The 20,772-nt window shown below is 72.8% G+C and carries 19 protein-coding genes; 7 read left to right on the top strand and 12 right to left on the bottom strand.

Going from position 1 to position 20,772, the window contains the following annotated elements:
• Positions 1-46 precede the first annotated feature (46 nt).
• A complete protein-coding gene (locus OG580_RS20770; RefSeq protein ID WP_267045179.1) occupies positions 47-1,039 on the top strand; it encodes a GlxA family transcriptional regulator in 993 nt (330 codons plus the stop codon).
• On the opposite strand, the gene OG580_RS20765 is transcribed toward OG580_RS20770, so the two are convergent.
• Positions 988-2,223 (bottom strand): MFS transporter, encoded by a 1,236-nt coding sequence (locus OG580_RS20765; protein ID WP_267045178.1) that lies wholly within the window; start codon positions 2,221-2,223, stop codon positions 988-990. The two genes, OG580_RS20770 and OG580_RS20765, sit on opposite strands and share 52 nt — an antisense overlap.
• Positions 2,224-2,316: 93 nt before the next feature.
• On the opposite strand from OG580_RS20765, the gene OG580_RS20760 reads away from it, so the two are divergent.
• Positions 2,317-3,312 (top strand): hypothetical protein, encoded by a 996-nt coding sequence (locus OG580_RS20760; RefSeq protein ID WP_267045177.1) that lies wholly within the window; start codon positions 2,317-2,319, stop codon positions 3,310-3,312.
• Here OG580_RS20760 and OG580_RS20755 read toward each other — a convergent pair.
• Both OG580_RS20755 and OG580_RS20750 read right to left on the bottom strand, forming a co-directional pair.
• Positions 3,302-4,357 (bottom strand): Zn-dependent alcohol dehydrogenase, encoded by a 1,056-nt coding sequence (locus tag OG580_RS20755; protein WP_267045176.1) that lies wholly within the window; start codon positions 4,355-4,357, stop codon positions 3,302-3,304. The two genes, OG580_RS20760 and OG580_RS20755, sit on opposite strands and share 11 nt — an antisense overlap.
• A gap of 58 nt (positions 4,358-4,415) precedes the next feature.
• Positions 4,416-5,330 (bottom strand): SDR family oxidoreductase, encoded by a 915-nt coding sequence (locus OG580_RS20750; RefSeq protein WP_267045175.1) that lies wholly within the window; start codon positions 5,328-5,330, stop codon positions 4,416-4,418.
• 100 nt (positions 5,331-5,430) lie between these two features.
• Between OG580_RS20750 and OG580_RS20745 the strand changes: the two genes are divergently transcribed.
• On the top strand, positions 5,431-6,357 hold the full coding sequence (locus OG580_RS20745) for a cyclase family protein (protein WP_267045174.1): 927 nt from the start codon (positions 5,431-5,433) through the stop codon (positions 6,355-6,357).
• 205 nt (positions 6,358-6,562) lie between these two features.
• Here the strand turns inward: OG580_RS20745 and OG580_RS20740 are convergent, their stop codons facing one another.
• The 4 genes from OG580_RS20740 to OG580_RS20725 form a co-directional block, all read right to left on the bottom strand.
• Positions 6,563-7,018, bottom strand: coding sequence for an ATP-binding protein (locus OG580_RS20740; protein ID WP_267045173.1), 456 nt, complete (start codon positions 7,016-7,018; stop codon positions 6,563-6,565).
• A 352-nt stretch (positions 7,019-7,370) separates the two neighbouring features.
• Entirely contained in the window at positions 7,371-8,270 is a 900-nt protein-coding gene (locus OG580_RS20735) for an acyl-CoA dehydrogenase family protein (protein WP_267045172.1), read from the bottom strand.
• Between the two features lie 8 nt (positions 8,271-8,278).
• Entirely contained in the window at positions 8,279-9,412 is a 1,134-nt protein-coding gene (locus OG580_RS20730; RefSeq protein ID WP_267045171.1) for an acyl-CoA dehydrogenase family protein, read from the bottom strand.
• Complete coding sequence (locus OG580_RS20725; RefSeq protein ID WP_267045170.1) at positions 9,412-10,611, bottom strand: amidohydrolase family protein; 1,200 nt, start codon at positions 10,609-10,611, stop codon at positions 9,412-9,414. The genes OG580_RS20730 and OG580_RS20725 overlap by 1 nt, the downstream gene beginning before the upstream one ends.
• Positions 10,612-10,772: 161 nt before the next feature.
• On the opposite strand from OG580_RS20725, the gene OG580_RS20720 reads away from it, so the two are divergent.
• Positions 10,773-12,317: a class I adenylate-forming enzyme family protein gene (locus OG580_RS20720; protein WP_267048066.1), complete on the top strand. Its 1,545-nt coding sequence runs from the start codon at positions 10,773-10,775 to the stop codon at positions 12,315-12,317.
• On the opposite strand, the gene OG580_RS20715 is transcribed toward OG580_RS20720, so the two are convergent.
• A complete protein-coding gene (locus tag OG580_RS20715; RefSeq protein ID WP_267045169.1) occupies positions 12,289-12,660 on the bottom strand; it encodes an STAS domain-containing protein in 372 nt (123 codons plus the stop codon). The genes OG580_RS20720 and OG580_RS20715 overlap by 29 nt on opposite strands.
• 181 nt (positions 12,661-12,841) lie before the next feature.
• On the opposite strand from OG580_RS20715, the gene OG580_RS20710 reads away from it, so the two are divergent.
• Positions 12,842-13,423, top strand: coding sequence for a sigma-70 family RNA polymerase sigma factor (locus OG580_RS20710; RefSeq protein ID WP_267045168.1), 582 nt, complete (start codon positions 12,842-12,844; stop codon positions 13,421-13,423).
• Positions 13,420-14,784 (top strand): maleylpyruvate isomerase N-terminal domain-containing protein, encoded by a 1,365-nt coding sequence (locus tag OG580_RS20705; RefSeq protein WP_267045167.1) that lies wholly within the window; start codon positions 13,420-13,422, stop codon positions 14,782-14,784. Before OG580_RS20710 ends, OG580_RS20705 begins: the two co-directional genes overlap by 4 nt.
• Before the next feature lie 11 nt (positions 14,785-14,795).
• Here OG580_RS20705 and purU read toward each other — a convergent pair whose 3' ends face one another.
• Both purU and OG580_RS20695 read right to left on the bottom strand, forming a co-directional pair.
• On the bottom strand, positions 14,796-15,647 hold the full coding sequence (purU, locus tag OG580_RS20700) for a formyltetrahydrofolate deformylase (RefSeq protein WP_267045166.1): 852 nt from the start codon (positions 15,645-15,647) through the stop codon (positions 14,796-14,798).
• A gap of 60 nt (positions 15,648-15,707) precedes the next feature.
• The gene (locus OG580_RS20695) at positions 15,708-16,151 is read right to left on the bottom strand and encodes a hypothetical protein (RefSeq protein ID WP_267048065.1); all 444 of its coding nucleotides are present in this window, start codon (positions 16,149-16,151) and stop codon (positions 15,708-15,710) included.
• A gap of 203 nt (positions 16,152-16,354) precedes the next feature.
• Between OG580_RS20695 and OG580_RS20690 the strand changes: the two genes are divergently transcribed.
• On the top strand, positions 16,355-17,647 hold the full coding sequence (locus OG580_RS20690) for an ABC transporter substrate-binding protein (RefSeq protein WP_267045165.1): 1,293 nt from the start codon (positions 16,355-16,357) through the stop codon (positions 17,645-17,647).
• 62 nt (positions 17,648-17,709) lie between these two features.
• On the opposite strand, the gene OG580_RS20685 is transcribed toward OG580_RS20690, so the two are convergent.
• Both OG580_RS20685 and OG580_RS20680 read right to left on the bottom strand, forming a co-directional pair.
• Complete coding sequence (locus OG580_RS20685) at positions 17,710-19,173, bottom strand: hypothetical protein (protein ID WP_267045164.1); 1,464 nt, start codon at positions 19,171-19,173, stop codon at positions 17,710-17,712.
• A gap of 160 nt (positions 19,174-19,333) precedes the next feature.
• Positions 19,334-20,716, bottom strand: a complete 1,383-nt coding sequence (locus tag OG580_RS20680; protein WP_267045163.1) for a transcriptional regulator — start codon at positions 20,714-20,716, stop codon at positions 19,334-19,336.
• Positions 20,717-20,772 lie beyond the last annotated feature (56 nt).

Below are 20,772 nucleotides of genomic sequence, written 5' to 3'. Positions count from 1 at the left end.
GCAGCTGGTCTGGACCACCACCCATTTTCCGGAGGGAGCACCGCCCGTGCCGACCCCGCACCGCGTCGCCGTCCTCGCCCTGCCCGGGCTCCTCCCCTTCGAACTCGGCATCCCGCACCGCATCTTCGGCCGCGCCCGGGACTCCGAGGGCACGCTCCTGTACGAGATCGTCACCTGCGCCCCGGTCGCGGGCCCCGTCCCCACCGACGCCGACTTCTCGGTGTACGTGGAGCACGGCCCCGAGCTCCTCGCCACCGCCGACACCGTCGTCGTCCCCGCCTCGTACGAGCTCGGCCCTGTCTACGACGAGGGCAGGCTCACCCCGGAGCTCGCCGCCGCCCTCGCGCACATCCGCCCGGGCACCCGGCTCGTCTCCATCTGCACCGGCGGGTACGTGCTCGCCGCCGCCGGGTTCCTCGACGGGCGCCCGGCCACCACGCACTGGTCCTCCGCCGAGCACTTCCAGCGTCTCTTCCCGAGCGTGCGGGTCGACGCCGACGTCCTGTTCGTCGACGACGGCGACGTCCTGACCTCGGCGGGCGTGGCCGCCGGGATCGACCTGTGCCTGCACATCGTGCGCCGCGACCACGGCACGGCCGTCGCCAACGACGTGGCCCGCAGGACCGTCGTACCGCCGCACCGGGACGGCGGCCAGGCCCAGTACATCGAGCGGCCCCTGCCCGAGGCCGGCACCCACACCACGACCGCGGCGCGGGCCTGGGCGCTCGCCCACCTCCACGAGCCGATCCAGCTGCGGAACCTGGCCGAGAAGGAGGCGATGAGCGTACGGACGTTCACCCGCCGCTTCCGGGACGAGGTCGGCATCAGCCCCGGCCAGTGGCTCACCCAGCAGCGCGTCGAGCGCGCCCGCCACCTCCTGGAGTCGACCGGGCTGCCCGTGGACCGGGTCGCGCAGGACGCCGGCTTCGGTACGTCCCAGTCGCTGCGGGTGCACCTGATGAGCGCGATCGGGGTGACCCCGACCGCCTACCGGCGCACCTTCCGCTCCACCGCGTCCACGGCGGGGCCCTCCGCCTGAGCGGCGGCGGCCTCCGCCTCGGTACGGCGGTTCAGCCGCCGCTCCCCCACGGTGCCGATCACCGCGAGCAGCACGGTCAGGCCGACGCCGTAGAGGATCGCCGTCGACGGGGCCACCAGCTTCAGCAGCCCGCCCGCGAGGGCGCCGCTCGCCGCGTAACCGGCGCCGACGGCCGCGTACATGACCGAGTACCCGGCGGCGAGCGCGGACGGCGGGAGGAGCCGGCGCAGGGCGAGGTTCCGGGTGAGCATCGCGGGGGCCTGCAGGAGCCCGGCGGCGACCAGGGCGACGCCGATGGCGGCGGTCCAGGGCAGGACGGCGACGAGGGCGACGCCGGCGGACACCGCGAGGAGCAGGACGACCGACTGGACGGCCAGCGGGCCCGGCCAGTGCCCCCGCAGGCCGTACACGAAGGCGCCGACCGCCGAGCCGATCGAGAATCCGGCGAGCAGCGGCCCGGCCCAGCCGATCGCGATCCCGCGCTGTTCGAGCAGGGCGGGCAGGATGAGTTCGGCGAGCGCGAGCAGGCCGAGCCCGGCGGCCCCGAGGACGTACACGGGCCAGGCCCGCAGCAGGGCCCGTCGCGCGGAGGTCCCCTTCTCCTGCGGCTCGACGGTCCAGCCGGCCGGCAGCAGCCACATCCCGGCCACCGAGAGCGCCAGGAGGGCGGCCTGGAGGAGCAGCGGTACGGCGGGGCCGACGCCGAGCGCCAGACCGGTGGCGAGCGCGGGCGCCGCCGCCCAGACCACGAAGGTCAGCATCGACTCCATGCTCATCGCCTGGGTGACGGCCCGCTCCGGGACCATGCTGGTCAGCAGGGCGCGCAGGGCGCCGGGTACGGCCCCGGGTCCGGCGCCCGCGACCAGCGCGAGGGCGGCGAGGACGACGGGGTGCGCGTCGGGCGCGAGGCCGAGCCCGGCGAACCCGACGGCACCGACGACGAGCCCGACGACGAGCTGCGGCCGGGCCCGTTCGGCGTTCAGCCGCAGACCGAGGACGGGCGCGGCGACGATCTCGCCGATGACGTACGCGGCGGCCAGGGCGGCCCCGAGCGTGTAGCCGCCGGGCCGCTCCCGTACGAGGAAGACGAGCGCGAGCGGCGCCATGGCGATGGGCAGCCGCCCGGCGACGGTGACGGCGGACCAGGCCAGGACGGGGCGGACGGGCAGCTCGCGGTAGGACATGGCCATGACCGTAGCCCGCATGCGGTCCTGACGCCCAGGGGGATTCCACCGGGCGCATATGCTGCCGCCCTCATCACACCTGGGGGCGGGCGCATGGAAAAGCGGCAGAGAAGCAGAAGACCGGCCCGCTCCGGCTGGACCCGGCTGACCGGGTGGCTCGGCATGTCGTTCGGCTGGGCGCTCGGCCTGACGCTGCTGCTCCGCGACCCCGGCCCCGACCGGCCGCGATGGCTCGAACTCGGGCTGCTCGCGGGGGCGGTCGCCTCCGCCGGACTGTGGGTGGTGGCCCACTACAAGGCCCGTCCGTACGTGGGCGATCCGAGACCGAAGGGCGGGCGGACCTCGTATCTGCTGCCCTTCTCCCTCGCCTGGTGCACGGCCGTGCTCGGAGCGGCGGGGATGACCCAGGTCATGCTTCCCGACCGGGCGACGGCCGAGTGGGAGCAGGCCCTGGCGCAGGCGGGCGGCGGGCTGCGCGCGGCCACGGTGGTACGGGTGGTCGGCACCCCCCTCGACACGGGGACGAGCATCAACGAGGTGACCGTCTACCGGTCGACGATCGTCTTCGCGGTGCCGTTCACCGCCGGAGCCCGGCAGGTCACCCTCGACGGGGTGGAGACCACCGGACTGCCGGAGCCCGGGACGAAGGAGCGCCTGGCCTTCGCACCGGACCGGCCCGACCTCGGCGTCCGCACGGCCGAGGCGATCGGGTTCGACGCGGGCTCGGCCTTCGGAACCGTGTGGATCTGGGCGCTCAACGGCTTCGGCGGGGTGTTCGCGACCATCGGCATGTACATGGGCCTGGACACCGTGGACGACGCGCGCCGCTACCAGCGGCGCGTCCATCTCCCCTCACTCGTCGCCTTCGGCCTGGGGGCCGCCGCGCTGCTGCCGTTCCTCTTCGGTCATCCGTCCGGTGGGACGGGGTTCCTGCTCGGCCTCGTCGCGATGCTGGCGCCGTGGGCGGGGGTCTGCCGGGCCTGGTGGGGCAGCAACGAGTACGTGCCCTGGGGGGTCCAGGACGAGGTCCCCGTCGCCACCTCATCCGTACGGCCTCAGAAGGCGCACACCCCGCGCCTCAGAAAGTGAGCACCCCTCGCGCCACCTTCCCCCGCTCCGCGTCCTCGACGGCCCGTGCGAAGTCCTCCACGGGGTACGTCCGGGTCACCAGCTCGTCGAGGAGGAGGGTGCCGGAGCGGTACAGCTCCGCGTAGAGGGCGATGTCCTTCTGGGGGCGGGAGGAGCCGTAGCGGCAGCCCAGGATCGACTTGTCCAGGAACATCGCGGCGGGCGGGAAGCTCGCCTCGGCCGTCGGTGCGGTCATGCCGAGGAGGATCGCCTGGCCGTGCCGGTCGAGGAGGTCGATCGCGGTACGGACGAGGCCCGTGTGTCCGACGCACTCGAAGACGTGGTCGGCGCCGGTGGGCAGGATCTCCCGTACGCCGTCGGTGGAGGCGAGGAAGTGGGTGGCGCCGAACTGCCGGGCCACCGCCTCCTTCTCCGGGTTGGTGTCGACGGCCACGATCGTCAGCGCGCCCGCGATCCGGGCGCCCTGGATGACGTTGAGGCCGATGCCGCCGGTGCCGATGACGACGACGGTCTCGCCCCGGCCGACCTTCGCGCGGTTGAGTACGGCCCCGACGCCGGTGAGGACGCCGCAGCCCATGAGGGCGGCGGAGGTGAGCGGGATGTCCTTCGGGATCCTCACGGCCTGGACGGCCTTGACGACGGTCCGCTCCGCGAAGGACGAGTTGGACGCGAACTGGAACAGCGCCTGCCCGGTCGACGCGCGCGAGAACGGCTGCCCCGGCATTCCGATCGCCTTGCGGCACATGGTGGGCCGGCCCCGGTCGCAGTCGGCGCAGGCGCCGCAGTTCGCGAGGGTGGAGAGGGCCACGTGGTCGCCGGGGACGACATGGGTGACGCCGGGGCCGACGGCCTCGACGACTCCGGCGCCCTCGTGGCCGAGGACGACGGGCGGCGGGAACGGGATGGTCCCGTCGACGACGGACAGATCGCTGTGACACAGCCCGGCGGCGGCGATGCCGACGAGCACTTCCCCGGGCCCGGGGTCCCGTACCTCCAGATCGTCGACGACCTGCACGGACTTCCCGTCGAACACGACACCACGCACGAGCCAACTCCTCATCTACGGGGGCGGGCGCCCCTGTCCCGCGACGAACCTGCAGGTGTTACGCGTTCGGGCGGGATCCCTCGGCCGCCGCCCTGGCCATCTCCTCCAGCCGTGCCAGCATCGGCATCGGGTCCACGCCCACCGTCCCCGGCAGGAAGTCCGCGATCCGTTCCGGCGTCCACGCGCCGCCCTCCGCGTACCCGGCCCGGAGCTCCCTCGGCTGGGCCCACACCGCGATCTTCGGGCCGGCGATCGTGTACACCTGGCCGGTGATCTTCTCGGCCCTGGCCCGCTCCGAGAGCAGGTAGACGACGAGCGCGGCCACGTCCTCCGGCTCCCCGATCTCCTTCAGCTCCATCGGGACGTTCGCGGACATCCGGGTCCTGGCCACCGGCGCGACCGCGTTCGCGGTGACCCCGTACTTGTGGAGGCCGAGGGCGGCGCTGCGTACCAGCGAGATGATCCCGCCCTTCGCCGCCGAGTAGTTGGCCTGCGCCACCGAGCCCTGGTGGTTGCCGCTGGTGAAGCCGATCAGTGTGCCCGTGCCCTGCTTGCGCATCACCGCCGAGGCGGCGCGGAACACGGTGAACGTGCCCTTGAGGTGGGTGGCGACGACCGGGTCCCACTCCTCCTCGGACATGTTGAACAGCATCCGCTCGCGCAGGATGCCGGCGACGCACACGACCCCGTCGACGCGCCCGTACTCCGCGAGGGCGACGTCCACGATCCGCTGCCCGCCGGCCATCGTCGAGATGTCGTCGGCAACGGCGACGGCCGTGCCGCCGGCGGCCTCGATCTCCTTCACGACGGAGAGGGCGATCTCCGAGGTCGGTTCGCCGCCCTCGATCGACACCCCGTAGTCGTTGACGACGACCTTCGCGCCCTCCGCCGCACAGGCGAGCGCGACGGCGCGGCCGATACCCCGCCCCGCGCCCGTCACGGCGACGACCTTGCCAGCCAAGAAGTTCCCCACGTCCGGCCCCTCCCGCAGTTTCTGACGGTCCGTTAGATTCATTCGTCGTCAGGATTCTACGGTCCGTCAGATACCCGAAAACAAGACCCCGGAGGCCCCGATGTCTCTGCCCGCCGCATTTCACGAGATCGCCAAGCGCGTCAACAACTGGGGCCGTTGGGGCCAGGACGACGAGATCGGCACCCTCAACCTCGTCACCGACGAGGTCGTACGGAACGCCGTGGCGACCGTCCGCACCGGCCGCCGCGTCCCGCTCGCCGTCGACCTCAAGCAGGACGGCGTCCAGACCGGCATGATCCCCGGCCGCGTCAACCCGCTCCACGTCATGGTCCAGGTCAACCAGGAGCTCTTCGGCCCCGGCACCGTCGCCACCAGCGACGACGCCGTGACCCTCGGCCTCCAGGCCGGCACCCACTGGGACGCCCTGACCCACGCCTCGCACTCCGGGCGGATCTACAACGGCCGCCCCGCCGACACCATCACCCCGCACGGTCGGGCCGAGTTCAGCGGCATCCACACCGCCCGCCACGTCGTCTCACGGGGCGTCCTGCTCGACGTGGCCGCCGCCAAGGGCGTCGACCGGCTGCCCGGCGACCACGCCGTCACCCCCGAAGACCTCGACGAGGCGGCCGAGTTCGGCGGGGTCACGGTCGGGTCCGGCGACATCGTCCTCGTACGGACGGGACAGATGCAGGTGTACCTCGCCGGGGACAAGCACGGGTACGCGTTCCCGTCACCGGGCCTCTCGGTCCGTACGCCGGAGTGGTTCCACGCCCGGGACGTCGCGGCCGTCGCCAACGACACGCTCACCTTCGAGATCTTCCCGCCGGAGATCGACGACCTCTGGCTGCCCGTCCACGCCCTCGACCTGGTCGAGATGGGAATGCTCCAGGGGCAGAACTGGAATCTGGAGGAGCTGTCCACAGCCTGTGCGCAGGAGCGGCGCTACGCCTTCCTGCTCTCCGCGATGCCGGAGCCCTTCGTGGGCGGCACGGGCACACCCGTGGCCCCGGTCGCGATCCTCTGAGCTCTGCACGCCAACGTCCACGCCAACGTCCACGCCAACGTCCACGTCCACGTCCACGGGCGGCGGCGCGCTCGCGCGCGCCCCGAGCACGGCACGGCCGCGCCGCCGCCACCCGGACACGACCCGCACAGGCCGAGGACCCACGGTCCTCGGCTCCCCTCGCCACGAATCGCTCACACCAGAGTGGGCAAAACGGAACGAACCGTCAACAGTGCACCCGGCCGGGCGACACCGAGACACCCGGATTCCGGGCGGCCGCGGACGCCTCCGCCGGCATCCGGTCCACCTCGCACCAGATGCTCTTCCCCGCGCCCTCGGGCTGCCAGCCCCACCGGTCCGCGAGGCCGTCCACCAGCTCCAGGCCGCGCCCGTTGGTGTCGTCACCCTCCGCGTGCCGGGGCTGCGGCGGGCGGTCACTCGCGTCCGCCACCTCGACCCGCACCCCGCCCTCCGCCGCGAACAGCATCCGCAGCACGGCCGGGCAGCCGGTGTGCACCACGGCGTTGGTCACGAGCTCGGAGATCAGCAGCACCAGCGTCTCCGCCAGCGGCTCGTCGTCCCCTATGCCCGACCCGGCGAGCCGCGACCGCGCCCACCTCCGGGCTCGCCCCACTTCCGCCGGGTCGGGCCCGACCTCCAACTGAACCTGAAGCACCTGCACCGCTCACACCATCCGAACCGGCGGACACACCTTCACGGAACGTGATTCCCTTATGGGACAGCATGGTTGACGTACAGTCACCGCAACAAGCGCTTCGGGCATATTCCAGCGCGAAGGAGTACGCATGGCCCATACTGTGCGACGCACTCTGCGGGTAGTCGAACGCCGGGCGCGAGCGGCGGGCATTCCCGGGCCCGGAGTCACCTCAGGGGCGACACCGGGACGATCCGGGCCAACGAGCACGCGCATCCCACGGAGAGTACCGGAGCCGGAGACCGACTCCGGGCCGTGACGGCCCCGGCGAAGGACACAACCCGGTATCAACATTCCGTGACCCTGCGAACGCGGAGCGCTACAGCCCGGCCGCCACCACCTCCTCGGCCCGCGCGGCCGGCAGCCGCAGTCCCGCCCGCACCCAGGCCCGCTTCAGGTGCAGATGCACGTCCGCCTCCCACGTGAAGCCCATGCCGCCGTACACCTGGAGACAGTCGCGCGCGTTCCCGGTGGCGGCCTCGTCGGCGAGCAGCTTGGCCCCGGCGATCTCGACGGGATCGGCGGTGACGGAGGCGGCCCACACGGCGGCCCGAGCGAGCTCGACCCGCACGAGCATCCCGGCGCAGAGATGCTTCACCGCCTGGAACCCCCCGATGACCTGCCCGAACTGCTCCCGCTCCCGCGCGTACCGCACGGCCATCTCGGTAGTCGCCGCCGCGCTCCCCACTTGCTCGGCAGCGGTGAGGAGGACGGCGACCCCCGTTGCCGGCAGAACGTCCGCCGTGTCCGGCACCCCCGTTGTGCCCACGAGCCCCGGCACCCTGTGCAGGGGCGTCAGCGGATCGACCGATCGCATCGGTGCGGCACCGGCCACATCCCCCAGCACCACATCCGCCTCGTCCAGCCACGGGACCAGCCCCTCGTCCACCTCCGTCACGACAGTGGAACCCTCCGCCGCCCCCGGCACAGCCCCCGCCGCCACATGCGTGGCGACCAACGGCCCCGGCACCAGGCACCGCCCCGCCTCCTCGAAGGCCAGCACCGCCTCCGGCAGCCCGAGCCCCACCCCGCCCTCCTCCTCCGGCAGCCGCAGCGCGAAGAACCCGGCGGCGCCGAGCTCCCGCCACAGCTCGCGGTCCAGGGAAGGCGAAGGCGCGTCCACGGCCGCCCGCAGCGCCTCCCGGCCGAAGAGCCGCGCCAGCAGCTCCCGTACCCCCTTCCGCAGCGCCCGCTGGTCCTCGGTGAGTCGGAAGTCCATGGCGGGGGTCACCGTCCCTTCGGAAGGCCGAGGATGCGCTCGGCGACGATGTTGCGCTGGATCTGGGACGTGCCGGCGGCGATCGTGTACGAGAGCGAGGACAGCCGGTCGAGGGTCCAGTCGCGGCCGAGGTCGAGCGCGTCCGGGCCGAGGACGGCGGCGGCGGCCTCGTACAGCTCCTGGCGGGCGTGCGAGTAGTGCAGCTTGAAGACGGAGCCGCCGGCGCCGGGCACCCCGCCCGTCGCCTGGGCCTCGCTGACGTTGGCCTGGGTGAGCCGCCACAGGGCCTGGAACTCGGCGGAGAGCCTGCCGAGCCGCCGCCGCAGGACGGGGTCGTCCCAGGTGCCGTTCCTCCGTGCCGTACGGGCGAGTTCGCCGAGGAGGCGGCGGCAGGCGACGACCTCGCCGACGAACGCGGTGCCGCGTTCGAAGGAGAGGGTCACCATGGTGACGCGCCAGCCGTCGTTCTCCTCCCCCACCCGGTTCCCGACGGGGATCCGCACCTCGTCGAGGAACATCTCGGCGAACTCGGTGGACCCGGCGAGGGTGCGCAGCGGCCGTACGGTGACGCCGGGGGCGTCCATGGGCATGGCGAGCCAGCTGATGCCCCGGTGCTTGGACGCCGTGGGGTCCGTACGGACGAGGAGTTCGCACCAGTCGGCGACCTCGGCGTGCGAGGTCCAGATCTTCTGGCCGCTGACGACGTACGCGTCCCCGTCCCGGACCGCCCGGGTGCGGAGCGAGGCCAGGTCGGAGCCGGCCTCGGGTTCGCTGAAGCCCTGGCACCAGACCTCGTCGCCGCGCAGGATCCCCGGCAGCCAGCGGTCCCGCTGCCCGGCCGTGCCCTCGGCGGCGATCGTCGGGCCGGCGTGGAGCAGTCCGACGAAGTTGGCGCCGACGTAGGGCGCCCCGGCGAGCTCGGTCTCCTCCAGGAAGATGAGCCGCTGGGTCGGTGACGCGTCCCAGTGGACGTCCGCGTACCCGGCGTCGTACAGCCGGCGCTGCCAGCCGCAGTCGTACGCCCGCCGGGCCGGCCAGTCGAGCGGGTCGGGCCGGGCCGGGAGCGTGGGCAGCACCGCGGCCAGCCACTCGCGCAGCCGGGCCCGGAACTCCTCCTCCTCTTCGCTGTGGGCGAGGTCCATCAGACGATTCCCAGATCCAGCATGCGGATGGCGTTGCCGCGCATGAGCTTGTAGATCGTCTCGTCGTCGAGGCCCTGGACGTGGTCGAGGGCGACCTCCTTGGTGTGCGGGAAGGTCGAGTCGACGTGCGGGTAGTCGGTCTCGAAGGTGGCGTTGTCGCGGCCGACGACGTCGAGCGAGGCGATGCCGTGCTTGTCGCGGAAGAAGCAGCAGAAGATCTGCCGGTAGTAGTACGTGGACGGGGGCTCGGGGATGAGGTCGCGGACGCCGCCCCAGGCGCGGTGCTCCTCCCACACGTCGTCGGCGCGTTCGAGGGCGTACGGGATCCAGCCCATCTGGCCCTCGCTGTAGGCGAGCTTGAGGCGCGGGAACTTCACGAGGACGCCGGAGAAGAGGAAGTCCATCATCGACGCCATGGCGTTGTTGAAGCTGAGGGACGCCTGGACGGCGGGGGGCGCGTCGGGGGAGGCGGCGGGCATCTGGCTGCTGGAGCCGATGTGCATGTTGACCACGGTCCCCGTCTCCTGGCAGACGGCGAAGAAGGGGTCCCAGTAGCCGGAGTGGATGGAGGGGAGTCCGAGGTGGGTGGGGATCTCGGAGAAGGTGACGGCCTTGACGCCCCGGGCGGCGTTGCGCCGGATCTCGGCGACGGCGAGGTCGATGTCCCACAGGGGGATGATGCACAGCGGGATCAGCCGGCCGCCGCTGTCGCCGCACCACTCCTCGACCATCCAGTCGTTGTAGGCGCGGACGCAGGCGAGGGCCACCTCCTTGTCGTGGGCCTCGGCGAAGGTCTGGCCGCAGAAGCGCGGGAAGGTGGGGAAGCAGAGCGAGGCCTCGACGTGGTTGAGGTCCATGTCGGCGAGGCGCGCCTTGGGGTCCCAGCAGCCGCGGCGCATCTCGGCGCGGGTGATGCCTTCGAGGGTCATGTCGTCGCGGTCGAAGCCGACGGCGGCGATGTTGCGCTTGTACGGGAACTTGAGGTCCTCGTAGATCCACCAGTCGGTGGGCGGCCCTTCGGGGTCCATCGTGATCTGGTACTTGCCGGCGACGTAGGCGAGCTCGCCGATCCCGGCCGTGAGGGCCTTGGGGCCGCGGTCGCGGTACTTCTTCGGGAGCCAGGTCTCGAAGAGGTGGGCGGGCTCGATCACGTGGTCGTCGACGCTGATGATGCGGGGCAGTTCCGCGCTGGAGCTCATGGGACCCTCTCCCGAACTCGATGGGCCGTTTCTGATGACCCGTCAGATCTGACGGGATCAGGCTAGCCCCGCACCCCTGGACCGACAAGCGCAGGACCTCTACGCTCTCCGCACGATCTGACGGAACGTCAGCCAAGAGGAGTACGGTCATGGATACGGCCCTGGACCAGACCGCGCACGCCCTGGGCGAGTCCCGCACGCTCTGGGAGCTCGTCGAACGCCGCGCCGCCCTCACCCCCGACCGGCCCGTCCTGCTCCAGGGCGACCGCGTCCTCACCTTCGGCGGCCTGCGCGAGCGCGCCGAGCGCTGCGCCGCCGGGCTGTACGGGATGGGGGTGCGACCGGGCACGGTCGTCGCCTGGCAGCTGCCCACCCGTATCGAGACCGCGGTGCTCTCCTTCGCGCTCGCCCGCATCGGAGCCGTACAGACGCCCGTGATCCCCTTCTACCGGGACAAGGAGGTCGGCTTCGCGCTGCGCGAGTCCAAGGCCGACTACTTCGCCGTCCCCGGGGTGTGGCGCGGCTTCGACCACACGGAGATGGCCCGGCGGCTCGGCGCGCGCGGGATCTTCGAGGCGTACGACTCCCTCCCGGACGGCGACCCGGAGGTCCTGCCGCCGCCGCCCGCCTCCGGCACCGGCGTCCGCTGGATCTACTGGACCTCCGGCACGACCTCCGACCCCAAGGGCGTCCTGCACACCGACCGCTCACTCCTGGCCGGCGGCTCCTGCCTCGCCCACGCCCTGCGCCTGACGGCCGAGGACGTCGGCTCGATGGCCTTCCCGTACGCGCACATCGCCGGGCCCGACTACACGGTGATGCTCCTGCTGTACGGATTCCCCGCCGTCATGTTCGAACAGTTCGCGCTGCCCGAGGCGCTGGACGAGTACCGCGCGCACGGCGTCACCGTCGCCGGCGGCTCCACCGCCTTCTACGCGATGTTCCTCGCCGAGCAGCGCAAGCGGCCGGACGAGCCGGTCATCCCCACCCTGCGGCTCCTCGCGGGCGGCGGGGCGCCGAAGCCGCCGGAGATCTACCACGCGGTACGGAAGGAGCTGGGCTGCCGGCTCACGCACGGGTACGGCATGACCGAGGTCCCGATGATCACCATGGGCGACCCCGACGACACCGAGGAGAACCTCGCCACGACCGAGGGCCGTCCGCCCGCCGGCATGGAGATCCGGATCATCGGCGACGGCCTCGGCACGGGCGGCGGAACCGGCACCGGGGACGGGGAGGTCCGGCTCCGCGGCGAGGCCGTCTGCCAGGGCTACCTCGACCCGGCCCAGACCGCCGCCGCCTTCGACGAGGACGGCTTCCTCATCACCGGGGACGTGGGGCACCTGACCCCGAGCGGCCACCTCGTCCTCACGGGCCGGATCAAGGACATCATCATCCGGAAGGGAGAGAACATCTCGGCCAAGGAGATCGAGGACCTCCTCCACGGCCACCCGGACGTCGGCGACGCCGCCGTCATAGGCCTCCCGGACCCCGAGCGCGGCGAACGCGTCTGCGCGGTCGTCGAGCAGCCGCCGGGCGCCGCCCCGCTGACCCTGGGCGCGGTCACCGGCTTCCTCCGCGAGGCGGGACTCTCCGTCCACAAGCTCCCGGAGCAGCTGGAGGTGGTGGCCGCCCTCCCCCGCAACGAGACCCTGCGCAAGGTGCTCAAGTACCAGCTCAGGGAACGGTTCGGCCCGGCCCGCTGACCGCCGCCGGCACGTCCTCGTACACGTCGAAGAGACGCCGGACGCCGAGCGCGGAGAGGACCCGGTCGACGTGGCCGTCGCCGCCCTCGTCCCCCGGGAGGATCAGGCGGAGGCGGCCCCCGCAGGAGCGGAGGAGGCGGCGGGCGGCGATCAGGACGCCGACGCCGCTGGAGTCGCAGAACCGCACCGCGGACAGGTCCATCACCAGGTCGTGGCGGCCGCCCGCGACGGCGTCGTGGACGCGGCGGCGTATCCCGGGGGAGGTGACCAGGTCCAGTTCCCCCCGGACACGCAGTACCGTCCAGGGGCCGTGCTCGTCCTCGTCGACCTCGATCGTCGTCACGGACGCCGCCTGCCCCGACACGTCGGGTCGAAACCCCCGGGCCGAGGGATGACGCGTTCCTTACCATCCGAGCCCGGGTAAAGGGCGTACTTGCGGCAAACAGGCGTGCGCCGTCGAGGCGGCGCATTACTTTGGAGAAGGCGGGAAGGGCCCGGGGACCGGCAGGGGACGGAGGATTCGCATGGCGATGGAGACACCACCGCGTTGGGACCGCAAGATGCAGCAGCGGCTCGCGCGCGGAGAGGCCGCCGCGCTCGGCGAGCTCTACGACCGGTTCGCCTCGCTCGTGCACAGCCTCGCCCACCGGGTCCTGGACGACGACGCCGCGGCCGACCAGATCACCCGAGAGGTCTTCGGCTACATCTGGGAGAACCCCGACGACTACGACCCCAAGCAGGGCAACATGCGCTCGTGGGTCGCCCGCCTGACGCAGCGACAGGCCGTGTACCGGCTGCGCCAGGCGGAGGCGACGGCGTACGCGGAGACCGGGCAGGGCTCCGTCGAGGAGCTGGAGCAGAAGGTGCGGCGGGCCTCCGTCGCGGCCCGCGCGGACTACATCGTGACCTCGATGCCGGCCCCGCTGCGGGCCGCGCTCGAACTGGCCTACTTCCAGCGGCGCGACTACCGCCAGACCGCCGCCGACCTCGGGGTCACCGAGGACGAGGCCCGGCGCCGCCTCCGGCTCGGGCTGCAGCTGCTCTCCTCGGCCAACACCCGCCCCCTGGAGGGCTCCTCGCCGCCCGGCTACGGACGCACGCTGTGACCGGGGCGAACGGCGACGCGGACGACGTCGCACGCGCCCCGTGGATACCGGGACCGCGCCGGTCGGCGGACGACCACGCGGACCTGACGGCGTACCCGGTGGCGCCGGGGGCGGCGGAGACCGACACGGAACCCGCCGAGCCGGACGCACCGGACGCGCTTCATGTCCCGGACCTCGTCCCGGACGCGCCTCACGTCCCGGACCTCGCCCCGGACACCCCGGACGTCCCGGACCTCGCCCCGGACACCCCGGACGTCCCCCAGCTCACCCACCGCGTGCTCAAGTCCCTCCTCGGGGCCTGGGCGCTTTCCGCGTGCTCCGCCGGGGAGACCAAGGCCGTCGAGGACCACCTCACCGAGTGCGCCCCCTGCGCCGACGAGGCCCTGCGGCTGCGGGACGCCGTCGCGCTGCTCCACGAGGACCGCGACCTCGACCTGGACCCGCTGCTGCGTTCCCGCGTCCTGGAGAACTGCCTGGGCCGGCGCCCCGCCCGCGTACCGGTGCCCGAGTGGGTCACCCCGTACGACGCCGAGACCGCCCGGCTCGACGCGCTGCTGCGGGACATCGGCGAGTCGGAGTGGCACGCGCCCGTGCGGCTCAAGTGGTACGAGGACGACCACGTGGTGCGGCGCAAGACCACCGTCGCCGGGGTCATCGGGCACCTGCTGGCGGTGGACGGCCTGGTCTCCGGCGCGCTCGGGCTGAAGGACCCGCTGGGCACCGGCGTGCCCGAGATGTCGCCGTCGGAGCGGACCGAGGCGTTCTGGTCGGCGCTCGGACGGCCGCCGAACCGCGCGCTGCGCGGGCCCTGGCGGGACCAGACGCACACCCTGATCCGCACGGTCTCGTTCGCGGGGCGTGGCGTGGCCGACCTCACGGTCACCTACAAGGACTTCGCGCTGCCGCTGCGGGACTCGCTCCTTGAGCGGGCGTTCGAGTGCTGGCTGCACGCGGACGACATCGCGAACGCGGTGGCGTACCCGTACGCCCCGCCGAGCGGCGCGCATCTGCACGGCATGATCGACCTGGCGGCCCGGCTGCTCCCGGCGGCGCTGGCCGGACGCCGCCGCAGCGGTCTCGCCGCCCCGGCCCGCCACCTCGTCACGGCGGGCTCGCCCGGCCGTTCGCTCCATCTGGAGGTCGAGGGCGCGGGCGGCGGCCACTGGTACATCGCGCTGGACTCCCCGGCGGCGATCGGCTCCCCGGAGCAGGCCGTGGCGCAGGTGGCGATGGACGGGGTGGAGTTCTGCCAGCTGGTGGCCGGCCACATCTCCCCGGAGGAGGCCGCGGCGGGCCAGGACGGCGACCGCGAGGCCATCCGCGACGTCCTCTCGGCCGCCGCGTCCCTGAGCCGCCTGTAAGGCTCCAGGGGCTACGCGAAGACGACCGTGCGGCGGCCGTTCAGGAGGATGCGGCGTTCCGCGTGCCACTTCACCGCGCGGGCCAGCGCCTGGCACTCCACGTCGCGGCCCACGGCGACCAGCTGGTCCGGGGTCACCTCGTGGCCGACGCGCTCGACCTCCTGCTCGATGATCGGGCCCTCGTCGAGGTCCGCGGTCACGTAGTGCGCGGTCGCGCCGATCAGCTTCACACCGCGCGTGTGCGCCTGGTGGTAGGGCTTGGCGCCCTTGAAGCTCGGCAGGAAGGAGTGGTGGATGTTGATGATCCGGCCGGAGAGCTGCTTGCACAGGTCGTCGGAGAGGACCTGCATGTAGCGGGCGAGGACGACCAGCTCGACGTTCTGCTCGCGGACCAGGTCGAGGAGCTCCGCCTCGGCCTCCGCCTTGTTCTCCTTCGTCACCGGGATGTGCCGGAAGGGGATGCCGTAGGAGCCGACGAGCTCGGTGAAGTCGGTGTGGTTGGAGACGACGGCGACGATCTCCACCGGCAGCGCGCCGATCCGCGAGCGGAACAGCAGGTCGTTCAGGCAGTGCCCGAACTTGGAGACCATGAGCACGACCCGCATGGGCTGGTCGGCGCGGTTGATCTGCCAGTCCATCCCGAAGGAGTCACCGACCGCCGTGAAGCTCGCCCGCAGCTTCTCCACGTTCACCGGGGCCTCGGCCGAGAAGTGGACCCGCATGAAGAAGAGACCCGTGTCCCGGTCTCCGAACTGCTGGCTGTCCTCGATGTTGCACCCGGTGATGAACAGGTAGCTCGACACGGCGTGCACGATGCCCTGCTTGTCCGGGCACGAGAGGGTGAGGACGTACTGGTCGGTCATCCCGTCAGCCTGCCACAACCCGGGGTCCCGGAAGGTCCACCGTCCGGCAGGCGGAACGGCTCAGGACCGGGTCATGATACGGAGCACGTCGAGGGAGCGCGGGGGCGTGTCGGGGTCCTCCCCGTCGGCGTGCGCCATCCGTACGTGTGCCTCGCGGGCGGCCCGTACGGCCTCGGGCCAGCCCTGGTGCTCCAGGTACGCGGAGACGGGCGCGTCCGGGCCCACCTGGTGCATGATCCGCAGCACGCGGAGCACGGCGGCGTCGACGAGGGCGGCCTCACCGCTGTCGCGGAAGACCGCGCCCACGTACTTCTCGGCGGACCAGTTGTCGAGCCAGGTGTCCTCGACGAGGCGGTAGACGGCGTCGGTGACGTCGCCGTACCCCTCCTGGCCGGCCAGCCAGGTCGTCTCGTGGAACGTCGGGTCGGAGAGCATGTGCAGCGCCGAGCGCACGTTGATGCGCCAGCGCCACCAGGGCAAGTCGTTGAGCGGCATGCCGCCCATGGTGGAGGAGCGACGGCCACGACGGGAAGAGTTCACCGAACCGGAGACTGGACTGGACACGTTTCGATCGTACGTTCCCTTGCCCCATAAGCGGACCCGCCCCCTCCTCATCGCCGCCCAGCCCCGGTAATTCACCTTCACGTCACCCTTCGTTGAACCGCGCTCACTCCCGCGTTACCCATGAGGCGGAAACGTGCATGTTCATGACCGGTAGGCGACTGACCTCACTCCTCGCGTACGTCACGACCACCGCGGCCGGAGCGTCGCTTCTCACCGGGTGCGGCGTGCTCCCTGGGGCCACGGGGGGCTCCAGGGAGCACATCACGGTGATGACGTGGGCTCCCGACCAGACCCGAGCGACCAACATGCCCGGAATGCCTGCAATGGCGCAGGCCTATGCCCGCTGGGTCAACTCCCAGGGCGGCATCGACGGCCACGAACTCCGCGTCCTCACCTGCAACGAACAGAACACCCCCGCGGGCGCCGCCGCCTGCGCCCGCCGGGCGGTCCGCGAGGACGCCGTCGCCGTCGTCGGCTCGTACAGCCAGCACGGCGGCGCCTTCCTCGCCCCGCTCGAAGCCGCCGGCATCCCGTACATCGGCGGCTACGGCATCTCGGAGGACGAGTTCAACAGCTCGCTCTCCTACCCCGTCAACGGCGGCCAGGCCTCCCTCATCGCCGGACACGGCATGCAGCTCGCCGAGTCCTGCCGCAAGGTCTCCCTCGTCCGGCCCGACACCGTCGACGGCGACCGGCTCCCCGACCTCCTCAACTCCGGCCTGCGCAAGGCGAGCCACCGCAGCGCGATCGACATCCCGGCGGTCGAGGACGCCGCCGAGTACACCGAGCAGGCCGGCCGGGCCCGCGACAAGGCGGGCGACGAGGACGGCTGCGTCACCGCCGTCCTCGGCGAGCGCACCCAGACCTTCTTCGACTCCTTCCGGCGCCTCCCGAAGGACGACGCGAAGGGCACGGACAAGGGCGGCTCCGACGACCGCAAGAACGACGCCGTCCGCATCTCCTCGGTCCTCGGCAGCGTCGGCCAACCCGTCATCGACCGCACCGGCGGCGCCCACAGCCCCTTCGAGGGCGCCTACGTCACCGGCTGGTACCCGGAGGCCGACGACAAGAGCTGGGACCCGATGCGCAAGGTCATCAAGGAGCACGCCTTCGCCGACAACCGGGTCGACCCGGCCGACGCGGGCGTCCAGACCACCTGGATCGCCTACACGGTCCTCAAGGCGGTCGTCGAGTCCCTCGACAGCGACCGGATCAGCTCCGAGAAGATCACCCAGGCCCTCGACCGGGGCGCCCGCATCGACACCGGCGGCCTGACGCCCGCCCTGCGCTGGAAGTACGAGGACCTGCTCGGCGCCCCCGGCTACCCCCGGATCGTCAACCGCGAGGTGACCTTCCAGGTGGTCCGCGAGGGGCGGCTCGTGGCGCAGAAGCCCGGCTTCGTCGACGTCGGCGAGACGGTCCTCAGCGCCCCGTGACCACCGGGGCGCCTGCCCTGGGGCCAGGCGCCGCGTCCCAGGCGGGACTTTGACGACAGGCCCTAGAGCTGGGTGGGCGTCCGCTTCTCCAGTCCGTACTTCGTGGCGGTCGGGTTCCACAACCCGGCCGCCTGACGCTTGGCGGTGCTGGCCTCGCTGCTCTTCTTGCTCGCCTCGGTGAGGTGGTTGGTCGTCTTCGCCTTGCCGTCCTTGCAGGCCTTCTTGGCCTTCATCTGGTCGGCCCAGGCCGCGTAGTGGTCGTCGGCCGAGGCCGAGGCCTGCCAGGCCTTCGTCAGCGCGGCCGTCAGCGCGGGGCTGTTCGGAAGCTTGTCCACCTTGAGCGTCTGGAGCTTGGTCACCAGGCCCCGGCGCTGGTCGGCGGCGCCCCGCAGGTCCGTCGCCGCCTGGTCGAGGTTCTTGCACTGCTTGATCAGCTCGACCGAGCTGATCACCGTGTCACGGCTGTTGTTGCTGGTCGCGAGGAGCTTGTCCAGCTCCTTGGCCTGCGGCTCCGCCGGATCCACCGGCTTCTCCGTGGGCGCCTCGGTGGTGACGGAGGGCGCGGCAGAGCTCGCCGCCACGTTCTGGCCGCCCGTCTTCGGATCCTTCTCCTCGTCCCCGCCGCTGAGCAGCATCCCGGCCCCGAGGCCGACGACCGCGCAGCCGACGACGACGGCGGCGATCAGCGCGACCGGCGACTTGCGGCGCGGCGGCTCGGGCTCGTCGTCGTAGTAGGCGTCCTGGTACGCGTACGGCTGCGGCGGCTGCGGCGGCTGGTACCCCTGCTGCGGGGGCGCCTGGTGCTGCTGCTGGTACGCGGGCGGGGCGGGGTGCGCCTGATAGGCCTGCGTCTGCGGGGCCTGGGGGGCCTGCGGCGCCTCCGTACGGAACAGGTTGTCGAACTCGGCGGGCGGCTGCCGCTCGCCGGGCATCTGCGCCGGTACGGGGGCGATGTACTGGGTCGCGTCGGAGGCGCCCGAGGCCTGCCCGGGCCCCTGCTGCGGAAGCGGCGCCGTCCCGAGGAACCGGGTGTCGGAGCCCGCGCCGGGGTGCGGCGGCACGGCGGCGATGTGCTGCGTGGCCTGCATGTCCCCGGAGGCCGGGGCGCCCTGCGGCGGGTAGCCGTAGCCGGGCTGCGGGGCCTGCACCGGCGGCATCGCGCCCGGGACCGGCGCGATGTGCTGGGTCGCCTGCATGTCGGCGGCGCCGCCCGGGCCCGGGTAGCCGTACCCGGGCTGCGGCGGGAACTGCTGCGGTATCTGCGGCGGCGGGCCCTGCGGCGGGAACTGCTGCGGCATGCCCTGCTGCGGCGGGACCGGCGCGAGGTACTGCGTGGACTGCATGTCGGCGGCGCCCGGCGCTGCCTCCGGAGGCAGCGGCTGCGCGGGCGGCAGCGGCTGCCCGCCCGGCTGGCCACCGGCGGGGCCCCAGGCGCCACCCCACGGCTGAGCTCCCCCGTGGGCACCGTCGTGCGCGGGGGGCGCCGCCGGGTACTGCGGCTCCGGACCCTGTCCGTTCTGCGTCACCGGGACTCCTACTGATGGACCTACGGAATCGTCGGCTCACGCTACCGGGTACGCCCAGGGCTCCGCACACACGTGTGAGCCCGATTACACAACCTCGCTACGGAACCGGGCCCGACCGGCCGGTCACACCGCGGCCCCGACCCCGACCGACCGGACAGGCCTACGCCGCCGACAGGTCCATCCGCGCACCGAACTCCCGCACCACCGCCTCCCCCGCGTACGGCTCCAGGCGCTCCCGCAGATCGTCCAGGTACTCCGCGCCCCGCGACGACCGCAGCGTGCCCAGGAGTTCGAGCGCCCGCGTCCCCGTCCGGCAGGCCAGCTCCACCTCCCGCTGCTGCACCTGCGCCGAGGCCAGCAGGGCGAGCCCGATCGCCCGGCGCCGCGCCCGCGTCTCCGGATGCCCCGCGACCGCCTCCCGCGCCGCCCGCGCCGCCGCCTCCGCCTGCCCCAGGTCCCGATGACAGTGCGCCAGCTCGTCCGCGAGATAGGCGTGGTCGAAGTGCGCGATCCACCCCGGGTCGTCACCCGCCTCCGGATCGGCCCGGTCGAGCGCCCGTACGGCCCGGCCCGCGGCCGTCTCGAAGGCGCTGACGTCCCCGAGCAGCGCGTGCCCGCGCGCCTCGGCCGCCAGGAACATCGCCTCCGCCCGTGGCGGCACCTTCCCCCGCGCCCCCTCCTGCGCCGCCCGCGCCAACTGGGCGATCTCCCGTGGGTTCCCCAGCTGCGCGGCGAGGTGACTCATCGACGCGGCGAGGACGTACCCGCCGTACCCCCGGTCCCCCGCCGCCTGCGCAAGCCGCAGCGCCTGGATGTAGTACCGCTGCGCGAGACTCGGCTCGCCCGTGTCGACCGCCATGTACCCGGCGAGTTCGGTGAGCCGCGCGGCCGCCGCGAAGAGCTGCCGCCCCACGCCCTCCCGGTACGAGCCCGAGAGCATCCCCGACACCACACTGTTGAGGTAGTGCACGACCACCGGCCGCACGTGACCGCTGCCGAACCGCCGGTCGAGGTCGACCAGCGCGGCCGTCATCTCCCGTACCGCCGCCACGTCCGCGACCCCCACGCGCGCGCCCGCGAGCCGCGCCACGTGCGCGTCGGGACCGGTGATCAGCCAGTCCCTGCTGGGCTCGACGAGCGCGGAGGCCGCCACCGTGGAGCCGGTCAGGAAGTCCCGCCGCCCCACGTCGCTGCGCCACAGCTCGCAGACCTGCTCGATCGCCCCGAGCACGGTCGGCGCGAACTGCAGGCCCACGCCGGCGGCGAGGTTCCGGCCGTTGGCCATGCCGATCTCGTCGATCGTGACCGTACGGCCGAGCTTGCGGCCCAGCGCCTCCGCGATGATGCCGGGCGCCCGGCCGCGCGGCTGCTGCCCGCGCAGCCAGCGCGCCACCGACGTCTTGTCGTACCGCAGGTCGAGTCCGCGCTCCGCGCCGACCATGTTGACCCTGCGGGCGAGGCCGGCGTGCGAGCAGGCCGCCTCCTGGATGAGTACCTGGAGCCGTTCGTTCGGCTGGCGCGCGACAAGTGGCCTGGCTGCCATGAGTAACCCCCTGAGGCAGAGCGGTGATCACGGGTGCGGTGATCACGAGAAGTGAT

Origin of the sequence: Streptomyces sp. NBC_00094 (assembly GCF_026343125.1) — a bacterium.
GTDB lineage: Bacteria > Actinomycetota > Actinomycetes > Streptomycetales > Streptomycetaceae > Streptomyces.
Note: the sequence above shows the minus strand (reverse complement) of the source record. Positions and strands in the feature narration are given on the sequence as shown.